Raw genomic sequence first — 24,018 nt, forward strand, 5'->3', positions numbered from 1 at the left:
ACCGCCGGGGATCAACTCCGCCAGATGCCTGTTCAGCGCTCCGCTCCCCGCCCGCCCGGGCACGCCTCGCGCCGCCGTGCCGGCGGCCGTTCGCTCGTGCTGCCGGGCATCTTCGCACTTGCGACCGCAGCCGGCGTATTGGGTGCGATCAGAAGCCACCCCGCCGGGTTGCCGCCTCGGCCCGGGCGGGGTCGCCGCACCGGCCCCGCCGAACGGGCGACCGAGGCCGGTGCGCAGGTCTCGCATCGGTCAGCGGGAGTAGTACTCCACCACGAGCTGCTCCTCGCAGACGACGGGCACCTCCTCGCGGGTGGGGGTCCGCTCGTAGCGGCAGACCAGGTCGGCGAGGCGCACCGCGAGGTACGTCGGCGCCTCGGCGTGCGCCCCGGAGGCGGCGACGACGAACGGGTCCTTGGCACGCGACTTCTCGGCGATCTGCACGAAGTCGCCCGGCTCGAGCCGGTAGGAGGGGCGGTCGACGCGCTTGCCGTTGACCAGCACGTGCTGGTGGGTGACGAACTGGCGGGCCTGGTAGATGGTGCGGGCGAAGCCGGCGCGCAGCACGGTCGCGTCCAGGCGCGACTCGAGGTCCTGGATCAGCGCCTCGCCGGTCTTGCCGCCGGCGCGCTTGGCGCGGTCGAAGGCGGCTCGCAGCTGGGTCTCGCTGATGTCGTACTGCGCCCGGAGCCGCTGCTTCTCCTTGAGGCGGGTGGAGTAGTCGCTGTCCTTGCGACGCTTCCGCCCGTGCTCGCCCGGCGGGTAGGGGCGGCGCTCGAAGTACGGGATGCACTTCGGGGTGAGCGGGATGCCCAGCGCGCGGCTGAGCCGGACCTTGGGACGGGGGGTGTTCACTGGGGACCTCCGGTTTGGTTAGGCTCACCTTACTACTCGTCCACGAGCTCCCCGAGGTGGTCCATGACGGCCGGCCCGACCCACTCGCCCACGGCCGTCGACCGGCAGCCGCCCGCCGCCGAGCGCGCCCGAACCGTCGCGATCCGCCCGGCCGCCACGCTCCACGTGGCGGGGGTCGGCTCCTGCCAGGTGCGCGCGGCGACCACGACCGCCGGCGGCGACGTCCTGCTCGTCGTCCCCACCGACGGCGGCGCGATGGCGGCGCTGCGCCACTCGCCGCTGGGCGACGCCCCCGCCCGGCTCACCGTCGCCGACCGCGCCCCCTTCCCGCTGCGCTCCCCCGTCCGGGGGCTGGTGCAGCTGACGGGCTGGCTCACGCCGGTGGCCGAGCCGGAGGTTCCGCGGCTGCTGCTCGACTTCGCCGAGTCCAGGCCGGCGGACGCGCTGTTCGAGGTGGGTCTCGGTGCGGCGCTGGTGCGGCTGGACCTGGCCGAGGTGGCGCTCGAGGAGTCCGGCACCCGCGCCGCGGTGGACCCCGACGACTTCCGCGCCGCCCGGCCCGACGCGGTCAGCGGCGCGGAGACCGAGCTGATGCCTGCCCACCGGGAGCCGCTGGGCCGGCTCTGCGCGCGCGTGCAGGCCTGGGCCGGGCGGCACGACGACGTGCGGCTGCTCGGGCTGGACCGGTTCGGCGTCCGGTTCCGGGTGCAGGGCCGCAGCGGCTGCTACGACCTGCGGGTCCCCTTCACCGGGGCTCTGGACGACGTCGACGGGTTCGCCGCCGCCGTCGACCACCTGCTCACCTGCGGCCCCGCCTGACCGCGCTCAGCCTTCCCGGTCGCTGATCGCGACGACACGCCGAGACGGGCGTTCGCCGTCAATGCAGCCCGATGCCCTGCTCGCCCCACTAGCCTGCGCGCGATCCAAGACGCGTCCGTTCTAGAAGAAGGAGGGGCCAGGGATGCTGGAGAACCCGGGGGTGGACTACCCCGAGGCGCGCACCGTCGTCGACCTGCTCGCCACGAGCAGGGGCGACGTGCTGATCAGCCTCGTCGAGTCCTCGGACCCCACCGAGATCGTCGTGTCCATCGGCGAGGACCGCACGCGACGGCGGGTCCGCCTGGACGTCGGCGAGCACGTCGAGGTGCTCTGGCGCGGACCCGAGGAGCTCCGGTCCCTCCCCACCGAACTGGTCGCCGCGGAGCTCCACCCGGCGCAGTGGCGGCTGCGCCCCGTCGGCCCGTCCACCCGGGGTCAGCGGCGGTCCGCGGTCCGCGCGCCGCTGAGCCTGCAGGTGCAGATGACGGTCGGACCGGATGTCCTGAACGGCCTCACCGTGGACATCAGCGAGGGCGGCATCCGGGCGCTCTTCTCGCCGCCCGACCCGGCGCGCGCGTCCGCGTCGCAGCCCGCGGCCGAGCAGCCCCCGGCCGAGCAGCCCGCGGCCGAGCAGCCGGTGGCCGACGACGCACCCCCCGCGGAGACGGAGAGCCCGCTGCGCCTCGGGGCGGTGCTCCCGCTGGTCGTCTGCCTCGAGGACGGCGAGCAGCTGCCCTGCCGCGGTGAGGTGATCCGGCGGATCCCGCGGCAGGATCGCGGCATCGAGCTGAGCCTGCGGTTCGTCGGCATGCCGGAGAAGACCCAGGACCTGGTCCGCCGGCACGTCTTCGCCGGGCTGCGGTCGCTGCGGGCCCGCGGCCTGCTCTGATCCGGCCCCCGTCCGGCGGCACCGGCCGCCCCTGACCCGACGCTCCCCCGAGTGCGACGAACCCGTGGTCATCAGCCCTGCCCATGGCCACGGATTCGTCGCATGGGGGGGCTCAGGCGGTGCGGGCCTCCTCGGCCAGCGCCGCCAGCGCCTGCTCGAAGCACTGCTGCGGAGGCTGCACCAGCCCGGCGCCCACCTGGCCGGTCCCTGCGACCCGCCCCGCCATCCCGGTGTTGATCTGCGGCAGCCAGCCGGTGCGGGCGACCTTCAGCACGTCGATCCCGGTGGGCGAGCCGCGGAAGCCCATGATCGGGATCTGCATCGCCGGGTTCTCCGCGAGCGTCAGCTGGTACATGCGCTCGGTCGTCGCCAGCGCGTCCGGCACCGTGCCACCGACGAACCGGACGATCGCCGGCGCCGCGGCCATGGCAAAGCCGCCGATGCCGTAGGTCTCCATGATCGCGGAGTCGCCGATGTCGGGGTTGGCGTCGTCCGGGCCGTAGTCGCCGAGGAACAGGCCGACCGGGGTGTTCGCCGGGCCGGTGAACCAGCGGTCGCCGGTGCCCGAGGTCTGGATGCCGAACTCGGTGCCGTTGCGCGACATGACGGTGAGCATCGTGGAGCCCGGGATGTTCCTGGCCGCGTCCAGCGCGAGCTTCGCCGTCGGCATGCCGAGGTTGAGGAAGAAGTGCTCGTTGCCGCCGATGAAGCGCAGCACGTCGGCGATGTCGGACGAGGGGGCGCCGCTGGCCACGATCGACGGCGAGAGCTCGCGCAGCGCCATCAGTGAGCCGGCGCGGTTGCGGTTGTGCCCCTCGTCGCCCATCTGCAGCATCTGGGCGAGCACGCCCTTGACGTCCAGCGGGTCGTTGCCGGCGTCGATCGAGCCGCGCACGGCCTTGGACAGCACCGGGCCGAGGACGTCGCGCATCCACCGCAGCCGGATCTGGACCTCCTCGTTGAAGGCACCCATGCGCAGCACCTTGCCGAGGCCCTCGTTGAGGTTGCAGAACGCCTGGCCGCCGGTGACCGGGTCCTCCAGGCACCACATCCACATCGACGGGCTGGTCACGCCGGCCATCGGCCCGACGGTGCGGTGGTGGTGGCAGGGTTCCAGGGTCACCGCACCGGTGGAGAGGAGGATCTCGGCCTCCTCGACGTCGTCGGCCCAGCCCTCGAACAGGCAGGCCCCGACCAGCGCGCCGCGCATGGGGCCCGAGGCGTTCTCCCACTCCAGTGGCGGGCCGGAGTGCAGGAGCGTGCGGTCGGTGAGGCCGATGACCTCGCGCGCGGGGCGGACGTCCACCAGCAGCGAGCCCGCGGCCATCAGCCGCTCGACGGCGGTGCGGTTCGCGGTGGCGCGGCGGGCGTCGAGCGCGAGCGCGGCGAGGTCGGCCGCGTCGCCGAAGCCCGGCGGGCGCCAGTCGACGTCCTGGACGTCGGCGCCCTGCGCGCGCAGCGCATCGGAGAAGACGTCGACGCCGGCGGCGACGATCGCCGGCGGGCCGGAGAGCAGGTTTCCGAGGCTCATGCGGTGGCTCCCAGCAGGTCGAGGGCGTACCGCGTGGCCGCGGCGTTGGACGAGAAGACCGCGGCTCCCGCGGTGGCGAGCGCGTCGGCCTGCCGGGACCAGCCCTGCGGGTCGCCCTCGGTGCCGATCAGCGCGACGACGACCGGCAGCGCGCGCCGCTCGCGGGCGGCGGTGAGCGCGGGCACGAGCGCGCCGGCGGGGTCGGGGTCGGCGCCGTACCCGAGGACGACGTCGAGCAGCAGGACGGCGGGCTCGTCGGAGGCGGCCAGCGCCTCGATCGCCTCCAGCCGCAGCGTCGGGTCGATCATCGGGTGCGCGCGGCCCACCGTGAGGGCGTCGTCGCCGAAGTCGACGACCAGGTGGCCGGTGGCGGACAGGTCCGTACCCAGGTCGAGATCGGGCCGCAGCGGGATGTTGGAGCGGATGCCGCCCAGCGCCGGGGAGGCCAGCAGCATCGCCTCGTCGGCGAGCGTGCCGCCGGAGTAGAGCCCCTTGAGCGCCGCGCCCGGGACGGCGGCCTCGGCGGGGCCCGGGCGCGACGGCCACACCGGCACGTCGAGCCCCATGTCGGCGAGGAGCGCCTCGACGGCGGCGGTCAGGTCGGGGGTCTCGGGCGAGAGGACGGCGGAGCGCACCGGCACGGAGAGCTGCCCGGCGGCGTCGGTCACCGCGGCGGCGACCGAGGGCGCGGGCGGCTTGGAGACCAGCAGCACCCGCTCGGTGGCGGGGTCGGCGTCGAGGGCGGCGAGCGCGTCGAGGGTGGCCAGCCCGCCGACCTCCTCCTTGAGGTCGCGCCCGCCCACGCCGAGCACGTGCGAGACGCCGACCCCGGCCATGTCCAGCAGGCAGGACACCTGCTGCGCACCGGTCCCGCTCGCCGCGACCAGGCCCACCGGGCCGGGGCGGACGACGTTGGCGAACCCCAGGGCGACGCCGGAGACGATCGCCGTCCCGCAGTCGGGCCCCATGACCAGCACGCCGGCCTGGTGCGCGGCGCGCTTGAGCGCGACCTCGTGCTCGACCGGGACGCCGTCGGAGAAGACGAGCACGCTGCGCCCCGCGGCGATCGCGTCGGCGGCCTCGGCGACGGCGTACTGCCCGGGCACGCTGACGATCGCCAGGGCGGGCGACTCGGGGGAGAGCTCGTCGAGCCCCGCGCCGATGGTGCGGTGCGGGACCGCGGCGGCGCTGCCGGTGGAGCGCTCGCGCTCGGCCAGCGCGGCGTCGACGTCGGCGAGCGCGGCGGCGAGCGTCTCGTCGTCGGCGGCACGGACGGCGACCAGCAGCTGCTCGGGGCTCGTCGGCTCCTCGGGCGCCAGGCCCATGCCGGCGGCGAGCTCGAGGTTGAGCGGGGTGGCCATGGCGACGAGGACGGCGGAGACGCCCTCGCGCGCGCCGATCCGGCGGCTCACCTGCATGAGCTTCACCGAGTCGGCGTAGACGCCGGATCGCAACTGCACCGAGACCGCGGCGTCTCCACCGGAGGGGGTTGAGGGGCTCATCCTCGGAACCGTACCGATGGATCTCTCAGCGGTGAAGTATCGGCATCTCAGTGCAACAACGATTTAGCACTGAGGTACTTCCGCGACACCTGGGAGCCGTGCCACATTGGCGCCTCCCGGTGCGGGCACACCCCCGTCGACCAGCACCGGACCACATCGCAAGTGCACGTCGAGGAGGCACTCATGTCGTTCGGGTGGAAGCTCTACGGGGACGGTAAGACGCCCCCACTGGGAGAGGCCGTCGCCCCCGACGAACGCCTTTCCTGGCCGCGCACCGCCGGGATCGGCGCGCAGCACGTCGTCGCGATGTTCGGGGCGACCTTCGTCTTCCCGATCATCATGGGCCTGGACCCCAACCTCGCCATCATGATGAGCGGCGTCGCCACGATCATCTTCCTGCTGATCGTGAAGAACCGGGTACCGAGCTACCTGGGCACCAGCGCCGCCTTCGTCGGCGGTGTGGCGGCGATCCGGGCCAACGGCGGTGACTCCAGCGACGTCGTCGGCGCGCTGCTGATCGCCGGCATCGTCCTGGCCCTCGTCGGTGTGCTCATCCACTTCGCCGGGCTCGGGCTGATCAACAAGGTGCTGCCCCCGGCCGTCACCGGCGCCGTCGTCATGCTGATCGGCTTCAACCTCGCCCCGGTCGCCGCGGGCATCTACTGGCCGCAGGACCAGTGGGTCGCCCTGGCCACGATGACGTTCGTGATCGTCGCCTCGCTGGCGCTGCGCGGCTTCCTCGCCCGCATCTCGATCCTGCTGGGCCTGATCTTCGGCTACCTGCTCTCGGTGCTGCTGGACGTCACGGCCGGCCCGATCACCTCGCCCGACGGCACCGGCGCCGAGTCCACCCGCGACCGGATCAACTTCGACTCGGTCGCCGACGCCGACTGGTTCGGCCTCCCCGACTTCACCGGGCCGACCTTCTCGCTGAACTTCAGCCTGCTGGTCATCCCCGCGGTGATCGCCCTGGTGGCGGAGAACGCCGGCCACGTCAAGGCGGTCGCGGAGATGACCAAGCGCGACCTCGACCCGTACATGGGCCGCGCGGTCGCGGCCGACGGCATCGCGACCGTCGTCGCCACCTCGGTCGGCGGTTCCCCCACCACCACCTACGCCGAGAACATCGGCGTCATGGCGGCCACCCGGGTCTACTCGACGGCGGCCTACTACGTCGCGGCGCTGGTGGCGATCCTGCTGGGCCTGATCCCCAAGTTCGGCGCGCTCATCAGCATCGTCCCCGGTGGGGTGCTCGGCGGGATCACCGTCGTCCTCTACGGGATGATCGGCCTGCTCGGCGCCAAGATCTGGAAGGAGAACCGGGTCGACTTCGCCAACCCGATCAACCTGGTGCCGCTGGCCGCCGGGATCATCATCGGCATCGGCAACGTGACCCTGGTCTTCTCCGACGAGTTCTCGCTGACCGGCATCGCCCTCGGGTCGATCGTCGCGGTCGTCGCCTGGCACGTCGCGCGGGCGCTGGCGCCGGCGGACATGAAGGCCGCCCTGCTCCGCGAGGGCGCGCACCCGGCCGCGGGCAGCACCTTCGGCCACGACGCCGGCGACGAGGTCAGCTCCGACCCGTCGTCGGTCGACGAGGTGGGCCGCCCCGGCGTGCTGGGTGGCAACACCCCCGGGACGGACACCCGCAACCGCTGATCCGCTCTCCTCGCCGCCCCCGGCGCCCGGACCTCGCCGTCCGGGTGCCGGGGGCGGCGTGCGTCTGCGGACGGGCGTCGGCCACCGGCGCCACCGCCCGGAACCGTCCGCGACGGAAACTCGCAACGAAGTTTTAGCGCTGAGGTACTTTCGCCCACCCTCCCGCCGGTGACAGAGTGACGTCTCGCAGCGAGCACGGAGGTGACCGGAGCCGGTGAAGCCCGCCCCCTTCCGCTACGCCGATCCCAGCACTCTGGGAGAGGCCCTGGCGGTCCTGTCCGACGAGGGCGCCAAGGTGCTCGCCGGTGGCCAGTCCCTGCTGCCGCTGCTCTCCATGCGCCTGGCGGCGCCGGCCACGCTGGTCGACATCAACCGGATCCCCGGTCTGGACGCCGTCGAGGTGACCGACGACGGCGTGACGGTGGGGGCGCTCGTCCGCCACGGCGCACTGCTCCGGCACGAGGGCGCCGCCGGGGTGCAGCCGCTGCTGGGCCGGGCCACCGCCAACGTCGCCCACCCGGCGATCCGCAACCGGGGCACCACCGTGGGCTCGATCGCCCACGCCGACCCCTCGGGGGAGATGACCTCGGTGCTGGCGCTGACCGACGGCTCGGTCACCGTGGCGACGACGGCCGGCACCGAGCAGGTCGGCTGGCGCGACTTCTTCGTCGGGCCGCTGGAGACCTCGATCGCCCCCGGCGCCGTCGTCACCGCGGCCACCTTCCCCGCGCTGCCGCCGCGCTCGGGCACCGCCTTCGCGGAGGTCGCGCGGCGCAAGGGCGACTACGCGGTCTGCGGCGCCGGCGTCGTCGTCACCCTCTCCGAGGACCGGCGGGTGGAGCGCGTGCTGGCCTCCTACGTCTCGGTGGGGCTGACCCCCGAGGTGCACGACCTGACCGAGGCCGTCGCCGGGGTTCCGGTGGAGAAGGCCGACTGGGCCGCCGCCGGGGCGCTCGCGCGGACCCTGGTCGACCCGGACACCGACATCCACGCCAGCGCCGACTACCGGCGCCTGCTGGTGGGGGTGCTCACCGAGCGAACGCTGACCTCGGCGGCTGCCGAGGCCGGGGAGAAGGTGGCATGACCAGCATCGACACCGAGCGGACCATCACCGTCACCGTGAACGGTGTTCCACGCGAGGCGACCGTGCCGGTGCGCCGGCTGCTCTCCGACGCGCTGCGCCACGACCTCGGGCTGACCGGCACGCACGTCGGCTGCGAGCACGGCGTCTGCGGGGCCTGCACGGTGGTCGTGGACGGGGCCCCGGTGCGCTCGTGCCTGATGCTCGCCGTGCAGGTGGACGGCGCGGAGGTGCGCACGGTCGAGGGGCTGGCGCGCGAGGACGACCAGGGCGGGCAGGTGCTGCACCCGGTGCAGGAGGCCTTCCGCGAGTGCCACGCGCTGCAGTGCGGCTTCTGCACGCCGGGCTTCCTCATGACGATCGCAGCCGGGCTCGAGGGGCGCGACAACTCCGAGGAGCTCACCGAGGAGGAGGTCGACGACATGGTCGGCGGCAACCTCTGCCGGTGCACCGGCTACGCCAACATCAAGAAGGCCGTGCACCACGCGGCCGCCGCGATGCGGGACGGCGACGCATGACCACCAAGCTCTTCGGCGAGCCGGTCCGCCGGCGCGAGGACCAGCGGCTGATCACCGGCAAGGGCCGCTACCTGGACGACATCGGGCACAACGCCCTGGCCGCCGCCTTCGTGCGCTCACCGCACGCGCACGCCCGGATCGTCTCGATCGACGTGGACGAGGCGCTGGACGTGGAGGGCCTGGTGGCGATCTACACCTACGAGGACCTCACCGGCCCGATGGCCGAGCCGCTGCCGGTCCTCATCCCGCACCCCCAGCTGCACTCACCCCGCACGGGGTTCCCGCTGGCGAACGGCGAGGTCAACCACGTCGGCGAGCCGGTGGTCATGGTGGTGGCCACCGACCGGTACGTCGCCGAGGACGCCTGCGACCGCATCGTCGTCACCTACGAGGAGCTGCCCGTCGTCGTCGGGGTGGACGCCGCGCGCGCCGCGGAGCACGTGGTGCACGAGGAGATCCCCGACAACGTCGCGGCCCGGCACCACCAGGAGACCGGCGACGTCGAGCCGGTGCTGGCCTCCTCGCCGCGGACGCTCTCCTTCACCCAGTACATCGAGCGCAGCGCCTGCATGCCCATGGAGGGCAAGGGCGTGCACGCGAAGTGGGACGCCGACGACGACTCGCTGCGGGTGTACACGAGCACCCAGGCGTCGACGTCGGTGCGCGCGGCGATCGCGGCGAAGCTGCAGCTCTCGCTGGACAAGGTCGAGGTGATCGCCCCCGACGTCGGCGGCGGCTTCGGCGTCAAGATCATGCACCCGTGGCCGGAAGAGCTGCTGATCCCGATGGCGGCGATCGCGCTCGGCCAGGAGGTGAAGTGGGCGGAGGACCGCCGCGAGCACTTCATCGGCTCGGCGCACGAGCGCCAGCAGCGGCAGGAGATCACGGTCGGCTACGACGACGACGGCCGGATCACCGCGCTCGACGTGCACATCTGGCACGACAACGGCGCCTACACGCCCTACGGGATCATCGTGCCGATCGTGACGGCGACCCAGCTGGTCGGGCCGTACGCGATCCCGGTGTACCGGGTGATCGTGGAGTCGGTGTTCACCAACACCGTCATCGTGACGCCGTACCGCGGCGCCGGGCGGCCGCAGGGCTGCTACGCGATGGAGCGGACGATGGACCGCATCGCCGACGAGCTGGGGCTCGACCGCGCGCTGGTCCGGGAGCGGAACCTGATCCAGCCCGACCAGTTCCCCTACGACCACCACCTGACGTTCCAGGACGGCCGGCCGGTCATCTACGACTCGGGCGACTTCCCGGGCCTGCTGGACAAGCTCCGGACGCTGGTCGGCTGGTCGGCGGCCGACCGGCTCCGGGACGAGGCCGCCGAGCGGGGCAAGCTGCTCGGCGTCGGCATGGCGCTGTACGTCGAGGGCACCGGGCCCGGGCCGTACGAGGGCGGGCACGTGCAGGTCCTCGGCAGCGGCAAGGTGCTGGTCTCGACCGGGCTGACGTCGCAGGGCCAAGGCCACGAGACGGCGTTCGCGCAGATCGTGGCCAGCGAGCTCGGGGTGCCGATCGAGGACGTCGAGGTGACCACCGGCGACACCCGGCGCTTCGGCTACGCCGTCGGCACGTTCGCCTCGCGGGCCGCGGTGATGAGCGGCAACGCGATCGCGCTGGCCGCCCGCGGTGTGAAGGAGAAGGCGCTGCGGATCGCGGCCGAGGCGCTGGAGGCCGCGCCGGAGGACCTCGAGATCGAGGAGGGCGTGGTGCAGGTGAAGGGCGTGCCCGGCACCTCCATCCCGCTGCGCACGGTGGCGGTGCTGTCGAACCCGCTGCGGTACGCGTTCGACGATGCGGCCAAGCAGGCGACGCAGTTCGCCGGGGCGGGCGACGACTCGAAGCCGCCGGTGGCCGTGGGCGACGCGCCGGGGCTGGAGCACCGCGACTACTACTCGCCGATCCGGTCGACGTTCGCCTCCGGCGCGCACGCGGCGATCGTGGAGATCGACCCGGCGACGTGGGAGATCGACGTCGTGAAGTACGCCGTCGTGCACGACTGCGGCAACGTGGTGAACCCGATGATCGTCGAGGGGCAGGTGCACGGTGGCGTCGCCCAGGGCATCGGCGGCGCGCTGTACGAGCGGATGGCCTACGACGCCGACGGGCAGCTGCAGAACGCCTCGTTCATGGACTTCCTGATGCCGTACGCCTCCGAGGTGCCCGACATCGACATCGACCACCAGCAGACGCCCTCGCCGCTGAACCCGCTGGGGATCAAGGGCGCCGGCGAGGCCGGTGTGATCCCGGGGACGGCAGCGCTCGCCTCGGCGATCGAGGACGCGGTGGGCCGGCGGATCGCCTCGATGCCGATCTCCCCGACCGAGCTGTACGACCTGGTGCGTTCCCCTGATTCGGAGATGACCGCCACGGCCGGGCGCCGGGCGGGGACTGGAGTGATGGCGTGAAGCTCGACGGCTCTGCGGTGCTGCACGGCGACCCCGAGAAGGTGTGGGCCGTCATCACCGACCCGGCGGTGCTGGCGCGCACGATCCCCGGCTGCGAGACCCTGGAGCAGGTCGGGGACGACGAGTACAAGATGAACGTCTCCGTCGGCGTGGGGGCGATCAAGGGGACGTACGCGGGCGAGGTGCGCCTGTCGGACCAGCAGCGGCCGTCCTCCTACGTGATGCACGCATCCGGCGCGGGCGCCCCGGGGAACGCGCGGGCGACGGTGCGGATCGACCTGTCCCCCGCCGAGGACGGCGCGACGAACCTGACCTACTCCGCGGACGCCGTCATCGGCGGCCCCGTGGCGGGCGTGGGGCAGCGGATGATCACCGGCGTCGCCAAGCGGATGGCCGGGCAGTTCTTCAAGGCGATCGACGCGGAGCTGACCGGTGCCGCGGTGCCGGCGGTGGCGGTGCCGTCCGCGGCCGCGGTGAGCTCGACGGCGGAGGCGGACACGGCAGGCAAGCACCCCGCCCCGGCGGCCGAGGCCGCGCCGGCGGTGTTCGCCGGCCGCGCTGCCGCTCCGGCCGGTGTGGGCGGCGACGTGCAGACCCTGGCGCTCGGCGCCGTGGGTGGCGCGGTGCTGACGCTGATCGGCATCCTGGTCGGCTACCGCCTCGGTCGCCGCTGAGCCCGGGGCGCGGGTGCCCCGGCCGGGCCCTCCTGGTCGCGGCGCCGTCGCAGCACTGCCCGGACCAGTCGCCCTCTGCCCACCAGGAGTGGGCAGAGGGCGACCGTCCGAGCCGACGGGCGGCGGTGGGGGACCCGGGCCCCGCTACTGGCGGTGCGGCGGGTGCTCGGCCCGCCACTCGTCGAAGGCGGCGAGGAACGAGTCGGCCATCCGGTGCTCGGTGAGCAGTTGCTCGCGGTCGCGCTCGTCGACCATCCGCTCCGCCAGCGCGCCCGTGTTCATCTTGATCGCACGGAAGTACGGGATGAACGACTGCGGCTTGAAGGCCCGTTCCGTGGGCTGCGGCTCGACGTCCGGCTCCCAGGGCGGGACCGACACCGGGTCGAGGCCCAGCGACTCGAGGGCGGAGAGGACCGGCTCGTCGTCCGGGCGGTCGGTGAAGTCGCGCGACAGCTCGCGGAACACCTCCCGACCGTCCGGCGCCACCGCGACGACGAGCGGCTTGAAGATCTCGCGATCCGGGTTCCACGCGTCCAGCGGCTTCGCCAGCCGCGAGCCGTCCGGATCGCTCACCCAGCGGAACGGCAGGTGCCAGGTGCGGTTCATCGCCGCCTGCACCTCGGGCGGGTCGGTGGAGGCGAGCACCACCTCGGTGCCGGCGTCGGCGAGGCGGGAGGTCGACCGGGCCAGGCGGACCGCCTGGGCGCAGCAGTACGGCTACCAGTCGCCCCGCAGGCCGATCAGGAGCAGGGCGGCGCGCTCGTCGGAGCGCAGGGCGAGCAGGTCGGCGGGTTCCATCGCCCGAGCCTAGGGAGGGCGGCCCCCGGCCCGCCTCCCGACGCAGCCCAGGTTTCCGAGGTGCCCGCGCCGGAACAGGACGGGGGACGCACGCGCTGACGACGGCGGACCCCCGACGAAGGAGACACCCGCATGGCCAAGACCTGGTTCGTCACCGGCGCATCCCGCGGCTTCGGCCGCGAGTGGTCGATCGCCGCCCTCGAGCGCGGTGACAACGTGGCCGCCACCGCCCGCGACACGGCGAGCCTCGAAGGGCTGGTGCAGCAGTTCGGCGACCGGGTGCTGCCGATCCGGCTCGACGTCGACGACCGGGACGCCGTCTTCGCGGCCGTGCAGCAGGCGCGTGAGCACTTCGGCGGGCTCGACGTCGTCGTCAACAACGCCGGCTACGGCCAGTTCGGCATGGTGGAGGAGGTCAGCGAGGCCGAGGCACGCGCCCAGTTCGACACCAACGTCTTCGGGGCCCTGTTCGTCACCCAGGCGGCGCTGCCCCACCTGCGCGCCCAGGGGTCGGGCCACATCCTGCAGGTGAGCAGCATCGGCGGGATCAGCGCCTTCCCGAACATCGGCATCTACAACGCCTCCAAGTGGGCGCTGGAGGGTTTCAGCCAGTCACTGGCCGCGGAGGTCGCCGGCTTCGGCATCAAGGTCACGATCATCGAGCCCGGCGCCTACGCCACCGACTGGGCCGGATCCTCGGCACGGCACGCCGCCCCGGACCCCGCCTACGACGACTTCCGGGTGCAGGCGGCGGAGGCGCGCGAGGCCCGCGCCGGCAACCCCGGTGACCCGCTGGCCACCCGCGAGGCCGTGCTCCAGCTGGTCGACATGGAGAACCCGCCGCTGCGCGTCTTCTTCGGCGACGGCCCGCTGTCGATCGCCACCCGAGACTACGAGTCCCGGCTGGCCGAGTGGCGCGCCTGGGAGCCGCTGTCCAAGGCTGCGCACGGCACGAAGCGCTGACGTGGCAGGGCCCCTCCCGCGCGGGAGGGGCCCTGCTCGCTCGGTTCCTATCCCGCGTGCTGGGGCGCGCGCGACCGGGTCGCCTCGTCGTCCGATCCCGGCGTGCCGGTGCCCGTGGTGATGCGGCGCCGCAGGCTCTCCGCGGCGTAGCGGTCCCAGGACGCCGAGCAGACGTCGAAGCACTCGTCGGCCGGGGTCAGCCCGGCGTGGGTGAACCGGAGCTCCGTCCCCCCGTCCACGGCGGAGACGTCGAACCGGATCGCGGTGTCCTTCCACTCCCGCTGGTCCTGGACGAACCCGAACCAGTTGTGGACCACCCGCCAGACGACCGTCCGGCCGGGCACGAGCTCCTCCACCCTCATGCGCACGCGGTGCACGCCCTCCACCTCGTACCCGAACTCGTCCCCGACCGCCCCGGCGCTGCCCTGGACCTGGGCCATCCACCAGCTGCGGACGTCGGCGACGGCCTCGGTCACCTCCTCCGGCGTGCGGTCGACCGTGAAGCTCGTGCGGTAGCTCGTCTCGTCCATGGCGCTCCGTTCAGGGAGGGGCTTGCATGACGCAAGTCACTCTAGAGAGCTTCGCTTTCATCACGCAAGTAGCTGGGTACCCTGGTCGGCATGCTGGGCAGGACGTACGACGCCGAGGTGTGCTCCATCGCGCGGGCGCTCGAGGTGGTCGGTGAGCGCTGGAGCGTGCTGATCGTCCGGAACGCGCTGTTCGCCGGGTCGACGCGGTTCGGCGACTTCCAGCGGAGCCTGGGCATCGCGACCAACGTCCTGGCGTCGCGGCTGGACGGCTTCGTGGCCGCCGGCATCATGGAGCGGCGCCGCTACTCGGAGCAGCCCGAGGCCCACGAGTACCTCCTCACGGCCAAGGGCCGCGACCTCGCCCCGGCGCTCATCGCGCTCACCGAGTGGGGCGACCGCTGGGCGGCCCCCGACGGCCCGCCGGTCCTCTACCGCCACGCGACCTGCGGATCGGCCGTCACCCACGAGGTGGTCTGCGCGACCTGCGGCCCGGTCGACGAGCCGGCCGAGGTGCGGGCGCTGCCCGGGCCTGGCATGCCTGCCGACCGCCGGCAGCGCATGGAGCAGCGCGCCGCCGGCCGGTAGGTGCAGCGCGCCCGGGCACGCGAACGCCCCCCGCCCGACCGGGCGCGGGGGCCGTTCGCGGCCGGTCACTGCACCGCGCGCCGCGAGGTGAGGACCCAGCCCGCCACCGCGGAGACGATGACCCAGCCGGCGAGCACGAGCACCGACTGCGCCACCAGTCCTCCCTGGGCGAGCTCCAGCGTTGCCTGGGCCGGGTCGAGCTTCTCCCCCAGCTCGGGCTTGCCGATGCGCACCAGCGGCAGCACGCCGAGGATCAGCAGGTAGAGCACGGTCAGCGCCGCCGGCGTGTTGGCCAGCGCCGCGCCCACGCCGGCCCCTGTGACCGCGAACGCCGCCCCGGCACCGACCACGGCCAGCAGCGCCCGCCCGGTCCCGTCCCAGTCGATGCCCTCGGTCCCGACGACGGCGATCACCGCCACCGACAGCGCCGCCGACGCCGCCGCGAACGCCGCCCCGAGCAGCGCAACCGCCGCCGCCTTCGCCGCCAGCACCCGCCCGCGGGAGGGCACCAGGAGGTAGGTCGTCTGCACGCTCCCGTTCGTCCACTCCGACGCGGTGGACACCACGCCCAGCGAGAGCAGCACCATCCCGGTCAGCATCCCGGCGACCCCGATCGGTCCCGCGGCCCAGCCGATCTCGGCCTCCAGCGCGGCGACGGCGATCCCCACGGGGCCGAACAGCCCGGCCGCTCCGGCGAACGCCGTGCCCGAGCGGTGGGACGTCGACTTGTGCATCTCGAGGCCGATCAGCGCCGGGAGGGAGGGACCGGTCCGTCGCACCGGGACGTCGGATCGCGGTGGGGTGAGGGTCAGTGTCTCGGTCATGGCATGACTCCTCAGGAGGTCGTGGTGAGCTGGAAGAAGAGGTCCTCGAGGCCGCGTTCGAGCGGGCGCAGGCCGACGAGGACGTGACCGCCCTCGGCGGCCACCGCCCCGACGTCGGCCGGTGCGGCACCGGGGATGACGAGCGCGCCGTCGTCCGCCCGTTCCACGTGGAACCCGGCCTGCTCCAGCGCCACGGCGAGCGCGGCCGGGTCCACCGCCCGCACGGCGACGGCGTCGGCACCCAGCAGCGCCGCCACCGGGCCGTCCGCGACGACCCGGCCGTCGCCGATCACCAGCAGCCGGTCCACCGTGTGCTCCACCTCGCCCAGCAGGTGCGAGGAGAGCAGCACCGTCCCACCGCGGGCGGCGTGGCCACGCAGCAGGTCGCGCATCCAGCGGATGCCCTCGGGGTCCAGGCCGTTGACCGGCTCGTCGAACACCAGCACCGGCGGGTCGGCCAGCAGCGCCCCGGCGATCCCCAGCCGCTGCCGCATGCCGAGCGAGTAGCCGCCGATCCGCCGTCCGGCGGCGTCGACCAGCCCGACGAGCGACAGCACCTCCTCGACGCGGGCGGCCGGGACGCCGATGACCGAGGCCAGCAGCCGCAGGTGCGTCCGCCCGCTCCGGCCGGGGTGCACGGCGCCGGCGTCGAGCAGGGTGCCGACGACGGCGCCGGGGTTGGGCAGGTCGGCGTAGGGCCGCCCGTCCACGGTGGCGGTGCCCGACGACGGCGGGACCAGGCCGGTCATCATCCGCATCGTGGTGGTCTTGCCCGCTCCGTTCGGGCCGAGGAAGCCGGTGACCGTGCCCGGCTCGAGGGTGAACGAGACGTCGTCGACGACGGTCCGGTCGCCGTAGCGCTTGGTCAGTCCGCTGACCGTGATCATGGGGGCCTCCGCAGCTCGCCGGGTGGTGGCGACGAATCTGCCGGGAGAGCCCGTGCCGGCGCGTCGGCCACCGGGCGCGGATCCCGGTCGCCGGACGGCCGTGGCGCGTCATCCGAAAGGTGACCCGGGAGACCACCTCGCGGGCGACCCGCGCACGGCGCTCGCGGAAATACGCTCCGGCGCATGAGCCTCCGCGACCGCCTGTGGCCGGGGCTGACCCCGCGCGGGATCGGGCTCGAGCTGCACGTGGCGGTGACGTGCTCCGCGGTCGTCGCCTTCGAGGTGGCCGCCCTGAACCCCGGCCCCCTGGGCTCGACGCTGCTCGTGCTCGTCGGCGTCGTCCTGGGCCTGCTCCTGCTCTTCCTGCGCCGGCGGGCCCCGGTGGTCCCCTTCGCGCTCGGCGCGGCGCTGAGCGCGATCGACATCTCCACCGGCCTGCTGGTCTCCGCCTACGCCGTCGCGCGGTACGTCGCCTCCTGGCGCACCCGGGCCGTCGCGGGGGCTGTCGGCGTGGTCCTGGCACTGCAGCCCTGGGAGCACGCCACCCGCAGCGAGTGGATCGGCGGCATCGGCACGGCCGCGCTGCTCGTCGTGCTCCCCGGCGCCCTCGGCGTCTGGCAGCGGACCCGCGCCGAGCTGCTGGCCGCGCTCCGCGACCGCGCCGAGAGGGCCGAGGCCGAGCGGGAGCTGCTCGCGCGGGAGGCGGTGGTCGGCGAGCGCACCCGCATCGCCCGCGAGATGCACGACGCCGTCGGCCACCGGGTGAGCCTCATGGTGCTGCAGGCCGGCGCGATCGAGATGGCCGCGCGGGACGCCGACCGCGTCGCCCAGCTCGCCGGGCATGTGCAGGCCGCCGGGCGGCGGGCCCTGGAGGAGCTTCGCCAGATGGTCGGCGTGCTCCGCGCCGGGGACCTCGACGAGGCGGCGCCACTGGGCCCGCAACCGGGGCTGGAGGACCTGCCGCGGCTGGTCGACTCCGCCCGCGAGGCGGGGATGCACGTCCAGCTCGCGCTGGACGGGCACGCCACCGTGGAGCCCGCCGTCGGGCGCGCGGCCTACCGGATCGCCCAGGAGGCGCTCACCAACGCCGGCAAGCACGCCCCCGGGGCCCCGGTCACCGTCAGCGTCGATCGGACGGCCGACGCGCTCGCCGTGCGGGTGGTCAACGGCCCCCCGGAGCACGTTCCCGCGGGAACGTCGGGCGAGGGCTACGGCCTGGTGGGGTTGGGTGAGCGGGTGCGCACCCTCGGCGGCCGGCTGACGGCCGAGCCACGGATGGACGGCGGCTTCTGCGTGGAGGCGGTGCTGCCGTGCTGACGGTGCTGCTGGTCGACGACGAGGAGCTCGTGCGGTTCGGGCTGCGCACGGTGCTGGAGTCCGTCGGCGGGTTCGCCGTGGTCGGCGAGGCGGGCGACGGCGCCACAGGGGTGCGCGCGGCCCGCGAGCTGCGGCCCGACGTCGTGCTGATCGACATCCGGATGCCGGACATGGACGGGCTGACCGCGACCCGCCAGATCCTGGCGCTGCCGGAGCCGCCGAAGGTCGCCGTCCTCACCACCTTCCACGTCGACGAGTACGTGCACGCGGCGCTGGCCGCCGGCGCCGGCGGCTTCCTGCTCAAGGACACCCCGCCGCGCGAGATCGCCGCCGCGGTGCGGGCGGTGGCCGACGGGACCGCGACCCTGTCCCCAGCGGTCACCGCCGCGCTCATCGAGTCCTACGTGGACAAGCGGGCCGCCCCGCGCAGGGCCCGGGCGTTGCAGCGGATCGCCGGGCTCTCCGAGCGGGAGCGCGAGGTGCTGGCGCTGCTGGGCACCGGCGAGCCGAACGCCGAGCTGGCGAGGCGGATGTCCGTCAGCGAGGCGACGGTGAAGACCTACGTCTCGCGGCTGCTCACCAAGCTGGACCTGACCAACCGGACGCAGGCGGCGATCCTCGCCCACGAGGCCGGGCTGCTGGACGGCGGCTGAGCCCTGACCCGGGCGAACGCACACCGGTGGCTCAGCCGCCGAGCAGCCGCCGGGTCTGCCGGCCCAGGGCGACCAGCGCGCCGTCCTCCGCGCGCAGCACCACGTCGTCGACCGCCACGTCGTCGTCGCACCACACGGTCCGCTGGTCCACCCGCGCCCACGCCCCCGTCGCCGGCACCGGCCCGGCCAGGTGCGCGGTCAGCTCCACGGTCGGCATGGCCGCGGGCAGGGTGCGGACGGCGAACAGCGACGGCGGGAGCGCGTCGAGCAGCACCCCCAGTTGGACCAGGGGCGCCAGCTCCGCGCCCCGGATGCGCACCCACGCGTGCAGCCGCGGCTCGACGCCACCCGCCAGCGGGCGCGGGGCCCCCAGCGCCCGGATCTCGGTGTGCTCGGCCACCGGCACGTACTCGCGCGGCAGCTCGAACGGGACGCCGTCGACCACCCGGGGCTGCTCCGCCGGCGCTCCGTGCTCGATGCCCGGCGACGCCGGCCGGGCCAGCGTGAGGACCTGCGCGACCGCTCTCAGCTCACCGCCCTGCCGCAGCTCGGCGCGCACGCTGCCCGTGCGGCCGGCCCGATCGGCGACGGCGACCACCTCGGCCTCGAGATCGGCGGCGACCCCGCCGGTCAGGTGGGCGGTCACCGCGCGCGGCGCGGCTCCCGCGAGCTCGCCGGCCGCGGCCAGCAGGTGGCCGACGACCAGTCCACCCTGCGTGCTGGTGAACGACCGCCAGGTGGGGTCGAACGAGAGCCGGCGTCCGGCGGTGGTCACGGCGGTCATGGGGCTTCCTCTCGGGCAGCGGGACGGAGATCGGGGTGCTGGGCACGGCCGATGGCCAGCGCCAGCGCGCTGGCCCCGGCGGCGAGGACGACGACGAGCAGCCAGCCGCGGTCGGCGCCGGGGAGCTCGCCACCGCTGCGGGCGACCGCGGCCAGCAGCAGGGCGACGCCGAGGGTCGCGCCGAGCTGCCGGGCGGCGCCGAAGGTGGCGGTCCCGGTGGCCAGGGCGCCCGGGGGCAGGGCGGACGACGCCGCCGCCGACAGGTTGGTCAGCGTGAGCCCGACGCCCAGCCCGGCGAGCAGCTGCCCGGGCAGGAAGGCGGCCAGGTACTCGGCCTCGGTGCCCACCTCGGCGAGCCACCACAGCGACCCGAGCGCGAACAGCGCCGTTCCGGCCGCCGCCACCACTCCGCAGCCCACCCGAGCCCCCAGCCGCCCGGCCGGCACCGCCGCCAGCGCGGCCAGCAGCGGCACCAGCGCGAAGCCGGCCTCGACCGCGGTGTAGCCCCAGCCGCCGGTCAGCCAGAGGACGTTCCCCAGCAGCATCGCGGCGAAGGCGGCCATGAAGGCGGCGATCGACAGGCAGGCCAGCGAGAACGCCCGCGCCCGGAACAGCGGCAGCGGCAGCACCGGCACCGTTCCCGCCGGGGCCCGGGCCGCCCGGACGACGACCAGCACGGCCCCGACCACGCCCGCGGCGAACGACCCGATCACGACGGCGTCGTCCCAGCCCCGCTCGGGGGCGTCGACCAGGGCGTAGGCCAGCAGGCCGACGGCGAGCACCAGCAGGGTGGTGCCGACGACGTCCGGGCGGCGGGTCTCGGACCCGTCCCGCGACTCGGGCAGCACCCGCAGGCCCACGACCAGCGCCGCGACGACGACGGGCAGGTTCACCAGGAACACACACCGCCAGGAGGCCTCGACCAGCAGCCCGCCGATCGGCGGCCCCAGCGCGGCGGCGACCCCGCCGACGGCGGACCAGACCGCGATCGCCTGCGCCCGCCGGGCCGGCGGGAAGGTGTGCAGCAGCAGGGCGAGCGACGTCGCCGTCACCAGGGCGGCACCGGTGGACTGGACGACGCGGAAGGCGACCAGGCTGCCGACGTCCCAGGCCAGGGCGCAGCCCAGCGACCCGGCGCCGAAGGTCGCGAGCCCGGTGAGGAAGACCCGTCGCCGGCCGATGCGGTCGGCGACCCGGCCCGCCGGGGCGAGCAGAGCGGCGAAGCCGATCGTGTAGCCGTTGAGCACCCAGGACAGCGCCGTGGTGGAGGCGTCCAGCGACCGGCTCAACGCCGGGAACGCCACGTTGACGATGAACAGGTCGAGGCTGGCCAGGAAGACCGCCGCCGACACGACGAGCAGGACCAGCCCCGGCCGGGTGGCCCGCCCTGCCTGTGGTTCCGCCGTCGTGCTCATGCGCGCCCCCGCACCGAGGTGGTTCGACTTCCGAACCAACTGCGCCGGGACGTTACACGAGTCGGTTCGACATGCGAACCTGGTGGCATGACGACGCGACTCGACGGGCTCCCGGGCCGGCGGTGCTCCATCGCGGGCGCGCTGGACGTCGTCGGCGACCGGTGGGCGCTGCTGATCGTCCGCGAGGTGTCGCTGGGCGCGCACCGGTTCAGCGAGATCCTGCGCGGCACCGGTGCGCCGCGGGAGCGGCTGGCGGTCCGCCTCGGCGCGCTCGTGGACGCCGGGGTCCTGGAGCGCCGGGAGTACAGCCAGAGCCCGCCGCGGGCCGACTACCACCTGACGAAGTCCGGCCGCGACCTGCTGCCCGTGCTCCAGGCGCTCATGCAGTGGGGCGACCGCTACGTCGCGGACACCCCTCCGGTCGAGCTGCACCACCACGGGCACCGCATCGCCGCCTCGTGGGTGTGCGACGTCTGCGGGGAGCGGGTGGGCCGCGGCACCGAGCGGCGGGTCGCCGACGCGGCGGAGCCGGGGCGCGGCCCGCTCCCCCGCTGACCCCGACGTCCGGGAGACCGGATCCGGCGGCCTCCCCGGGCCCCCATCTCGCGGAACCCGCGGCCCCCCAGCGGGTCAGGCCGGCGGCACCTCCAGCGAGATGCCGGTCTCCCGCGCCGACACCTCCCACAGGACGTCGATCTGCTCCTGCAGGCCGCGCCGGCGCAGGACCGGCCGCCGCACCGCCGGGCCGTGGGAGCCGAACCGGGGCGCGTACAGCTCCCCGCCCCGGGCCTGCGGATCGGTCGCCGCGCGCAACTGCGGCCGGGCGCCCTCGAACGGCGTCATCCCCGACCGGGCCGTCAGCGCCTCGAAGAGCGCGCCCACCCACCCGGCGCCGCCCTCCCGCACCGAGCGCGCCTGCAGATCGGTGTTCGACAGGCCCGGGTGCGCCACGAGGCTCTGCGCCGCCACCCCCGCCCGGGAGAACCGCTGGTGCAGGCCCAGCCCGAAGTGCAGGTTGGCCATCTTGGACCGGGCGTAGGAGGCCCACGCCCCGTAGCCCTGCCGCAGGTGCGGGTCGGCCGGGTCCAGCCGCCGGGCCCGGTGGCGCGCCGTGCTCGTCACCGTCACCACGCGTGCCGCCGGTGCCGCCAGCAGCGCCGGGAGCAGGTGCGCGGTGAGCGCCCAGTGCCCGAGGTGGTTCACCCCGAACTGCAGCTCGAACCCGTCGGTGGTGGTGCGCTGCGGCATCGCCATCACGCCGGCGTTGTTCACGAGGAGGTCGACGCGCGGGTGGGCCGAGACCACCCGCTGCGCCGCCGTCCGCACCGCGGAGAGGTCCCCCAGGTCCAGGGGCACGACCTCGAGCGACGCGGCCGGGTACCGCTCGGCGATCCGCGCGACCGCGGCGTCGGTCTTCCGCGGCTCGCGCGCGGCGAGGACCACGTGCGCGCCGGCGCCGGCGAGCGCCAGCGACGTCTGCAGGCCCAGGCCGCCGTTCGCGCCGGTCACCACCGCGGTGCGCCCGCCCAGGTCGGGGATGTCGGCCTCGGTCCACGCCATGGGCGGATCCTCCACGACGGGCCCGGGCGATGGGTTCCGCGGGCGGCTCAGTCTCAGGGCAGGCGGCCGGTGGCCTTGAGCTCGACCGCCGTCAGCACCTCCCAGCGGACCGCGGAGCTGCCCGGCCGGATCAGCCGCCAGTAGCGGTCGAACCGGCGCCGGGTGGCCGCGTCGGTGGCCATGACGCGGGTCTCCGAGCTCAGCTCCGTCCCGCTGCCGCGGGGGGTGAGCCGGAAGTCGATCGCCGCCTTGACCCAGCCGCGCTGGGTGAACCGGCGGAACCCGTCGGCGTCGAGCACCGGCCCGTCGTCGCCGCCGTCGAGCCGCCAGGCCTGCAGGGGGCCGCCGAACACCACGGACGACGGCGCCTCGGCGTCCAGCAGCGGCACCGGGAGGGCGTCGAGGAACGGCCGGTCGTGGAGCTGCCCGAGCCCCCGGCCGGAGAGCACCACCGGCAGGAAGCGGGCGGCACCGAGCACGAGCGTCACCGGCAGCCGGGAGAGCCGGACGGCGTGCAGCGCGTCCCAGACGACCGCCGGCTCCGCCGCGATCCAGCGCGCTTGCCGGGTGACGTGCTCCGGCCGCGGCAGGACGTCGTCGAGCTCCATCAGCCGAGCGCGTCGTACACGGCCCGGACGTAGGCCTCGCTGCGGGGCGAGCCGATCAGCCCGCCGCCCATCCGGTTCATCATGTAGGTGATCGTCAGCCGCCGGTCCAGGTCCATCACCGCCAGCGAACCGCCCCAGCCGCCCCAGAAGAAGGTCCGGCCCTCGGGCACGTAGGGCACCGTCGGCGAGCCCAGGCAGAAGCCCGTCCCCCAGCGGAACGGTGCGCCGAGCACCAGGTCGACGCCGTCGGCCTGCACCTCGAAGACCTTCTCGACGGTCTCCGGCGAGAGCAGCCGCACCCCGCCGGCCTCACCGCCGAGCGAGAGCGTCCGCAGCACCCGCATCACGCCGCGGGCGTTCGAGTGGCCGTTCAGCGCCCCCAGGTCCGCGGCCCGCCACTGCGGGGTGTTCGCCGCCTTCGCCGACGCGGTGGGGCCCGTGAAGGTCTTCACGGCCACCGACTCGGGGTCCAGCGTGCGCGGGTCGACGTCCGGGGGCGGCGGCGCCACCACCGGCGCGATGCGGGACACCTCCGACTCGCGCGCCCCGATCTGGAAGTCCGCGCCCAGCGGGTCGGCGATGCGGTCGGCGACGAACTTCTTGAACGTCGTGTTGGTGATCCGCCGGATGACCTCGCCGACCAGGTGCCCCTGGTTGTTGGCGTGGTAGCCCGACGCCGTCCCCGGCTCCCACCAGGGCGGCTGCTGGGCCAGCCGCTCGACGGCCGAGGTCCAGTCGTACATGTCGCGGATGGAGAAGGGCTGCTCCCAGCCGGAGACGCCGGAGGTGTGCGACAGCAACTGCCGCACCCGCACGTCCTTCTTGCCCTTCGCGCAGAACTCCGGCCAGTAGTCCCCCACCGGGGCGTCGAGGTCCAGCTCGCCGCGGTCGACGAGCATCAGCGCGGCCAGCGCCACCACGCACTTCGTCGTCGACCAGACGTTGACGATCGTGTGCTCGGACCACGGGAGGGTGCGGGCCTCGTCGCGGTGACCACCCCAGAGGTCGACGACGGTCTCGCCGTCGAGGTCCACGGCGACCGATGCGCCGAGCTCCTCGCCGTCCAGCTGCTGCGCCAGCGCCTCGCGCACCCCCGCGAACCGCTCGTCGCACCTGCCGTGGACCTCCGCCATGGACCCTCCTCGCTCA

23 protein-coding genes and 1 pseudogene are annotated in these 24,018 nt (G+C 74.5%); 12 read left to right on the top strand and 12 right to left on the bottom strand.

Annotated elements, in window-relative coordinates; translation table 11 throughout:
- Nucleotides 1-249: 249 nt before the first annotated feature.
- On the bottom strand, nucleotides 250-852 hold the full coding sequence (gene rpsD / locus ACI79P_RS19800; RefSeq protein ID WP_456582774.1) for a 30S ribosomal protein S4: 603 nt from the start codon (nucleotides 850-852) through the stop codon (nucleotides 250-252).
- A gap of 63 nt (nucleotides 853-915) precedes the next feature.
- On the opposite strand from rpsD, the gene ACI79P_RS19805 reads away from it, so the two are divergent.
- Entirely contained in the window at nucleotides 916-1,671 is a 756-nt protein-coding gene (locus ACI79P_RS19805; RefSeq protein ID WP_456582775.1) for a DUF2470 domain-containing protein, read from the top strand.
- 142 nt (nucleotides 1,672-1,813) lie between these two features.
- Nucleotides 1,814-2,560, top strand: coding sequence for a PilZ domain-containing protein (locus ACI79P_RS19810; RefSeq protein WP_456582776.1), 747 nt, complete (start codon nucleotides 1,814-1,816; stop codon nucleotides 2,558-2,560).
- Between the two features lie 112 nt (nucleotides 2,561-2,672).
- On the opposite strand, the gene ACI79P_RS19815 is transcribed toward ACI79P_RS19810, so the two are convergent.
- Together ACI79P_RS19815 and ACI79P_RS19820 are read right to left on the bottom strand one after the other, a co-directional pair.
- Nucleotides 2,673-4,091 carry a DUF1116 domain-containing protein gene (locus tag ACI79P_RS19815; RefSeq protein WP_456582777.1) on the bottom strand — a complete coding sequence of 473 codons (1,419 nt, stop codon included), beginning with the start codon at nucleotides 4,089-4,091 and terminating at the stop codon, nucleotides 2,673-2,675.
- Nucleotides 4,088-5,593 carry an FdrA family protein gene (locus ACI79P_RS19820; protein ID WP_456582778.1) on the bottom strand — a complete coding sequence of 502 codons (1,506 nt, stop codon included), beginning with the start codon at nucleotides 5,591-5,593 and terminating at the stop codon, nucleotides 4,088-4,090. Before ACI79P_RS19820 ends, ACI79P_RS19815 begins: the two co-directional genes overlap by 4 nt.
- A 183-nt stretch (nucleotides 5,594-5,776) precedes the next feature.
- Here ACI79P_RS19820 and ACI79P_RS19825 point away from each other — a divergent pair, with 183 nt between their 5' ends.
- From ACI79P_RS19825 to ACI79P_RS19845, 5 genes are all read left to right on the top strand, one after another.
- Nucleotides 5,777-7,252, top strand: a complete 1,476-nt coding sequence (locus tag ACI79P_RS19825; protein ID WP_456582779.1) for a uracil-xanthine permease family protein — start codon at nucleotides 5,777-5,779, stop codon at nucleotides 7,250-7,252.
- A 214-nt stretch (nucleotides 7,253-7,466) separates the two neighbouring features.
- Nucleotides 7,467-8,336, top strand: coding sequence for an FAD binding domain-containing protein (locus ACI79P_RS19830; protein ID WP_456582780.1), 870 nt, complete (start codon nucleotides 7,467-7,469; stop codon nucleotides 8,334-8,336).
- Nucleotides 8,333-8,851, top strand: a complete 519-nt coding sequence (locus ACI79P_RS19835) for a (2Fe-2S)-binding protein (RefSeq protein ID WP_456582781.1) — start codon at nucleotides 8,333-8,335, stop codon at nucleotides 8,849-8,851. The genes ACI79P_RS19830 and ACI79P_RS19835 overlap by 4 nt, the downstream gene beginning before the upstream one ends.
- The gene (gene cutA / locus ACI79P_RS19840; protein WP_456582782.1) at nucleotides 8,848-11,271 is read left to right on the top strand and encodes an aerobic carbon-monoxide dehydrogenase large subunit; all 2,424 of its coding nucleotides are present in this window, start codon (nucleotides 8,848-8,850) and stop codon (nucleotides 11,269-11,271) included. The genes ACI79P_RS19835 and cutA overlap by 4 nt, the downstream gene beginning before the upstream one ends.
- Nucleotides 11,268-11,945, top strand: coding sequence for an SRPBCC family protein (locus ACI79P_RS19845; RefSeq protein WP_456582783.1), 678 nt, complete (start codon nucleotides 11,268-11,270; stop codon nucleotides 11,943-11,945). The genes cutA and ACI79P_RS19845 overlap by 4 nt, the downstream gene beginning before the upstream one ends.
- Nucleotides 11,946-12,089: 144 nt before the next feature.
- Here the strand turns inward: ACI79P_RS19845 and ACI79P_RS19850 are convergent.
- Nucleotides 12,090-12,650, bottom strand: a pseudogene (locus tag ACI79P_RS19850) (peroxiredoxin family protein); the annotation flags it as partial.
- A 225-nt stretch (nucleotides 12,651-12,875) separates the two neighbouring features.
- On the opposite strand from ACI79P_RS19850, the gene ACI79P_RS19855 reads away from it, so the two are divergent.
- Nucleotides 12,876-13,706 (top strand): SDR family oxidoreductase, encoded by an 831-nt coding sequence (locus tag ACI79P_RS19855; protein ID WP_456582784.1) that lies wholly within the window; start codon nucleotides 12,876-12,878, stop codon nucleotides 13,704-13,706.
- A 47-nt stretch (nucleotides 13,707-13,753) separates the two neighbouring features.
- Here ACI79P_RS19855 and ACI79P_RS19860 read toward each other — a convergent pair whose 3' ends face one another.
- Nucleotides 13,754-14,236 (bottom strand): SRPBCC family protein, encoded by a 483-nt coding sequence (locus ACI79P_RS19860; protein ID WP_456582785.1) that lies wholly within the window; start codon nucleotides 14,234-14,236, stop codon nucleotides 13,754-13,756.
- A 90-nt stretch (nucleotides 14,237-14,326) separates the two neighbouring features.
- On the opposite strand from ACI79P_RS19860, the gene ACI79P_RS19865 reads away from it, so the two are divergent.
- Nucleotides 14,327-14,821 (top strand): winged helix-turn-helix transcriptional regulator, encoded by a 495-nt coding sequence (locus ACI79P_RS19865; RefSeq protein ID WP_456582786.1) that lies wholly within the window; start codon nucleotides 14,327-14,329, stop codon nucleotides 14,819-14,821.
- A gap of 65 nt (nucleotides 14,822-14,886) precedes the next feature.
- On the opposite strand, the gene ACI79P_RS19870 is transcribed toward ACI79P_RS19865, so the two are convergent.
- Together ACI79P_RS19870 and ACI79P_RS19875 are read right to left on the bottom strand one after the other, a co-directional pair.
- A complete protein-coding gene (locus ACI79P_RS19870; RefSeq protein WP_456582787.1) occupies nucleotides 14,887-15,645 on the bottom strand; it encodes a hypothetical protein in 759 nt (252 codons plus the stop codon).
- An 11-nt stretch (nucleotides 15,646-15,656) separates the two neighbouring features.
- Nucleotides 15,657-16,532 (bottom strand): ABC transporter ATP-binding protein, encoded by an 876-nt coding sequence (locus ACI79P_RS19875; RefSeq protein ID WP_456582788.1) that lies wholly within the window; start codon nucleotides 16,530-16,532, stop codon nucleotides 15,657-15,659.
- Between the two features lie 183 nt (nucleotides 16,533-16,715).
- On the opposite strand from ACI79P_RS19875, the gene ACI79P_RS19880 reads away from it, so the two are divergent.
- Nucleotides 16,716-17,849, top strand: coding sequence for a sensor histidine kinase (locus ACI79P_RS19880; RefSeq protein WP_456582789.1), 1,134 nt, complete (start codon nucleotides 16,716-16,718; stop codon nucleotides 17,847-17,849).
- Nucleotides 17,843-18,502: a response regulator transcription factor gene (locus tag ACI79P_RS19885; RefSeq protein ID WP_456582790.1), complete on the top strand. Its 660-nt coding sequence runs from the start codon at nucleotides 17,843-17,845 to the stop codon at nucleotides 18,500-18,502. Before ACI79P_RS19880 ends, ACI79P_RS19885 begins: the two co-directional genes overlap by 7 nt.
- A 31-nt stretch (nucleotides 18,503-18,533) precedes the next feature.
- Here the strand turns inward: ACI79P_RS19885 and ACI79P_RS19890 are convergent, their stop codons facing one another.
- Both ACI79P_RS19890 and ACI79P_RS19895 read right to left on the bottom strand, forming a co-directional pair.
- Nucleotides 18,534-19,286 carry a hypothetical protein gene (locus tag ACI79P_RS19890; RefSeq protein ID WP_456582791.1) on the bottom strand — a complete coding sequence of 251 codons (753 nt, stop codon included), beginning with the start codon at nucleotides 19,284-19,286 and terminating at the stop codon, nucleotides 18,534-18,536.
- Nucleotides 19,283-20,701: an MFS transporter gene (locus ACI79P_RS19895; RefSeq protein WP_456582792.1), complete on the bottom strand. Its 1,419-nt coding sequence runs from the start codon at nucleotides 20,699-20,701 to the stop codon at nucleotides 19,283-19,285. The genes ACI79P_RS19890 and ACI79P_RS19895 overlap by 4 nt, the downstream gene beginning before the upstream one ends.
- A gap of 87 nt (nucleotides 20,702-20,788) precedes the next feature.
- Between ACI79P_RS19895 and ACI79P_RS19900 the strand changes: the two genes are divergently transcribed.
- Nucleotides 20,789-21,256 carry a winged helix-turn-helix transcriptional regulator gene (locus ACI79P_RS19900; protein WP_456582793.1) on the top strand — a complete coding sequence of 156 codons (468 nt, stop codon included), beginning with the start codon at nucleotides 20,789-20,791 and terminating at the stop codon, nucleotides 21,254-21,256.
- Nucleotides 21,257-21,331: 75 nt separating this feature from the next.
- On the opposite strand, the gene ACI79P_RS19905 is transcribed toward ACI79P_RS19900, so the two are convergent.
- From ACI79P_RS19905 to ACI79P_RS19915, 3 genes are read right to left on the bottom strand one after another with little or no spacing between them, the layout of a single operon-like run.
- Nucleotides 21,332-22,261, bottom strand: a complete 930-nt coding sequence (locus ACI79P_RS19905) for an oxidoreductase (protein WP_456582794.1) — start codon at nucleotides 22,259-22,261, stop codon at nucleotides 21,332-21,334.
- 53 nt (nucleotides 22,262-22,314) lie between these two features.
- Nucleotides 22,315-22,869, bottom strand: a complete 555-nt coding sequence (locus ACI79P_RS19910; RefSeq protein WP_456582795.1) for a hypothetical protein — start codon at nucleotides 22,867-22,869, stop codon at nucleotides 22,315-22,317.
- Entirely contained in the window at nucleotides 22,869-24,002 is a 1,134-nt protein-coding gene (locus ACI79P_RS19915; RefSeq protein ID WP_456582796.1) for a serine hydrolase domain-containing protein, read from the bottom strand. The genes ACI79P_RS19910 and ACI79P_RS19915 overlap by 1 nt, the downstream gene beginning before the upstream one ends.
- Nucleotides 24,003-24,018: the final 16 nt, after the last annotated feature.

This window comes from Blastococcus sp. SYSU DS0510, assembly GCF_054050835.1.

Excerpts from the sequence above, each read along its gene's own strand:
- ACI79P_RS19805 (WP_456582775.1), top strand. The coding sequence starts at position 916 with ATGACGGCCGGCCCGACCCACTCGCCCACGGCCGTCGACCGGCAGCCG.
- ACI79P_RS19810 (WP_456582776.1), top strand. The coding sequence starts at position 1,814 with ATGCTGGAGAACCCGGGGGTGGACTACCCCGAGGCGCGCACCGTCGTC.
- ACI79P_RS19815 (WP_456582777.1), bottom strand. The coding sequence starts at position 4,091 with ATGAGCCTCGGAAACCTGCTCTCCGGCCCGCCGGCGATCGTCGCCGCC.
- ACI79P_RS19820 (WP_456582778.1), bottom strand. The coding sequence starts at position 5,593 with ATGAGCCCCTCAACCCCCTCCGGTGGAGACGCCGCGGTCTCGGTGCAG.
- ACI79P_RS19825 (WP_456582779.1), top strand. The coding sequence starts at position 5,777 with ATGTCGTTCGGGTGGAAGCTCTACGGGGACGGTAAGACGCCCCCACTG.
- ACI79P_RS19835 (WP_456582781.1), top strand. The coding sequence starts at position 8,333 with ATGACCAGCATCGACACCGAGCGGACCATCACCGTCACCGTGAACGGT.
- cutA (WP_456582782.1), top strand. The coding sequence starts at position 8,848 with ATGACCACCAAGCTCTTCGGCGAGCCGGTCCGCCGGCGCGAGGACCAG.
- ACI79P_RS19855 (WP_456582784.1), top strand. The coding sequence starts at position 12,876 with ATGGCCAAGACCTGGTTCGTCACCGGCGCATCCCGCGGCTTCGGCCGC.
- ACI79P_RS19860 (WP_456582785.1), bottom strand. The coding sequence starts at position 14,236 with ATGGACGAGACGAGCTACCGCACGAGCTTCACGGTCGACCGCACGCCG.
- ACI79P_RS19865 (WP_456582786.1), top strand. The coding sequence starts at position 14,327 with ATGCTGGGCAGGACGTACGACGCCGAGGTGTGCTCCATCGCGCGGGCG.
- ACI79P_RS19870 (WP_456582787.1), bottom strand. The coding sequence starts at position 15,645 with ATGACCGAGACACTGACCCTCACCCCACCGCGATCCGACGTCCCGGTG.
- ACI79P_RS19875 (WP_456582788.1), bottom strand. The coding sequence starts at position 16,532 with ATGATCACGGTCAGCGGACTGACCAAGCGCTACGGCGACCGGACCGTC.
- ACI79P_RS19880 (WP_456582789.1), top strand. The coding sequence starts at position 16,716 with ATGAGCCTCCGCGACCGCCTGTGGCCGGGGCTGACCCCGCGCGGGATC.
- ACI79P_RS19890 (WP_456582791.1), bottom strand. The coding sequence starts at position 19,286 with ATGACCGCCGTGACCACCGCCGGACGCCGGCTCTCGTTCGACCCCACC.
- ACI79P_RS19895 (WP_456582792.1), bottom strand. The coding sequence starts at position 20,701 with ATGAGCACGACGGCGGAACCACAGGCAGGGCGGGCCACCCGGCCGGGG.
- ACI79P_RS19900 (WP_456582793.1), top strand. The coding sequence starts at position 20,789 with ATGACGACGCGACTCGACGGGCTCCCGGGCCGGCGGTGCTCCATCGCG.
- ACI79P_RS19905 (WP_456582794.1), bottom strand. The coding sequence starts at position 22,261 with ATGGCGTGGACCGAGGCCGACATCCCCGACCTGGGCGGGCGCACCGCG.
- ACI79P_RS19910 (WP_456582795.1), bottom strand. The coding sequence starts at position 22,869 with ATGGAGCTCGACGACGTCCTGCCGCGGCCGGAGCACGTCACCCGGCAA.
- ACI79P_RS19915 (WP_456582796.1), bottom strand. The coding sequence starts at position 24,002 with ATGGCGGAGGTCCACGGCAGGTGCGACGAGCGGTTCGCGGGGGTGCGC.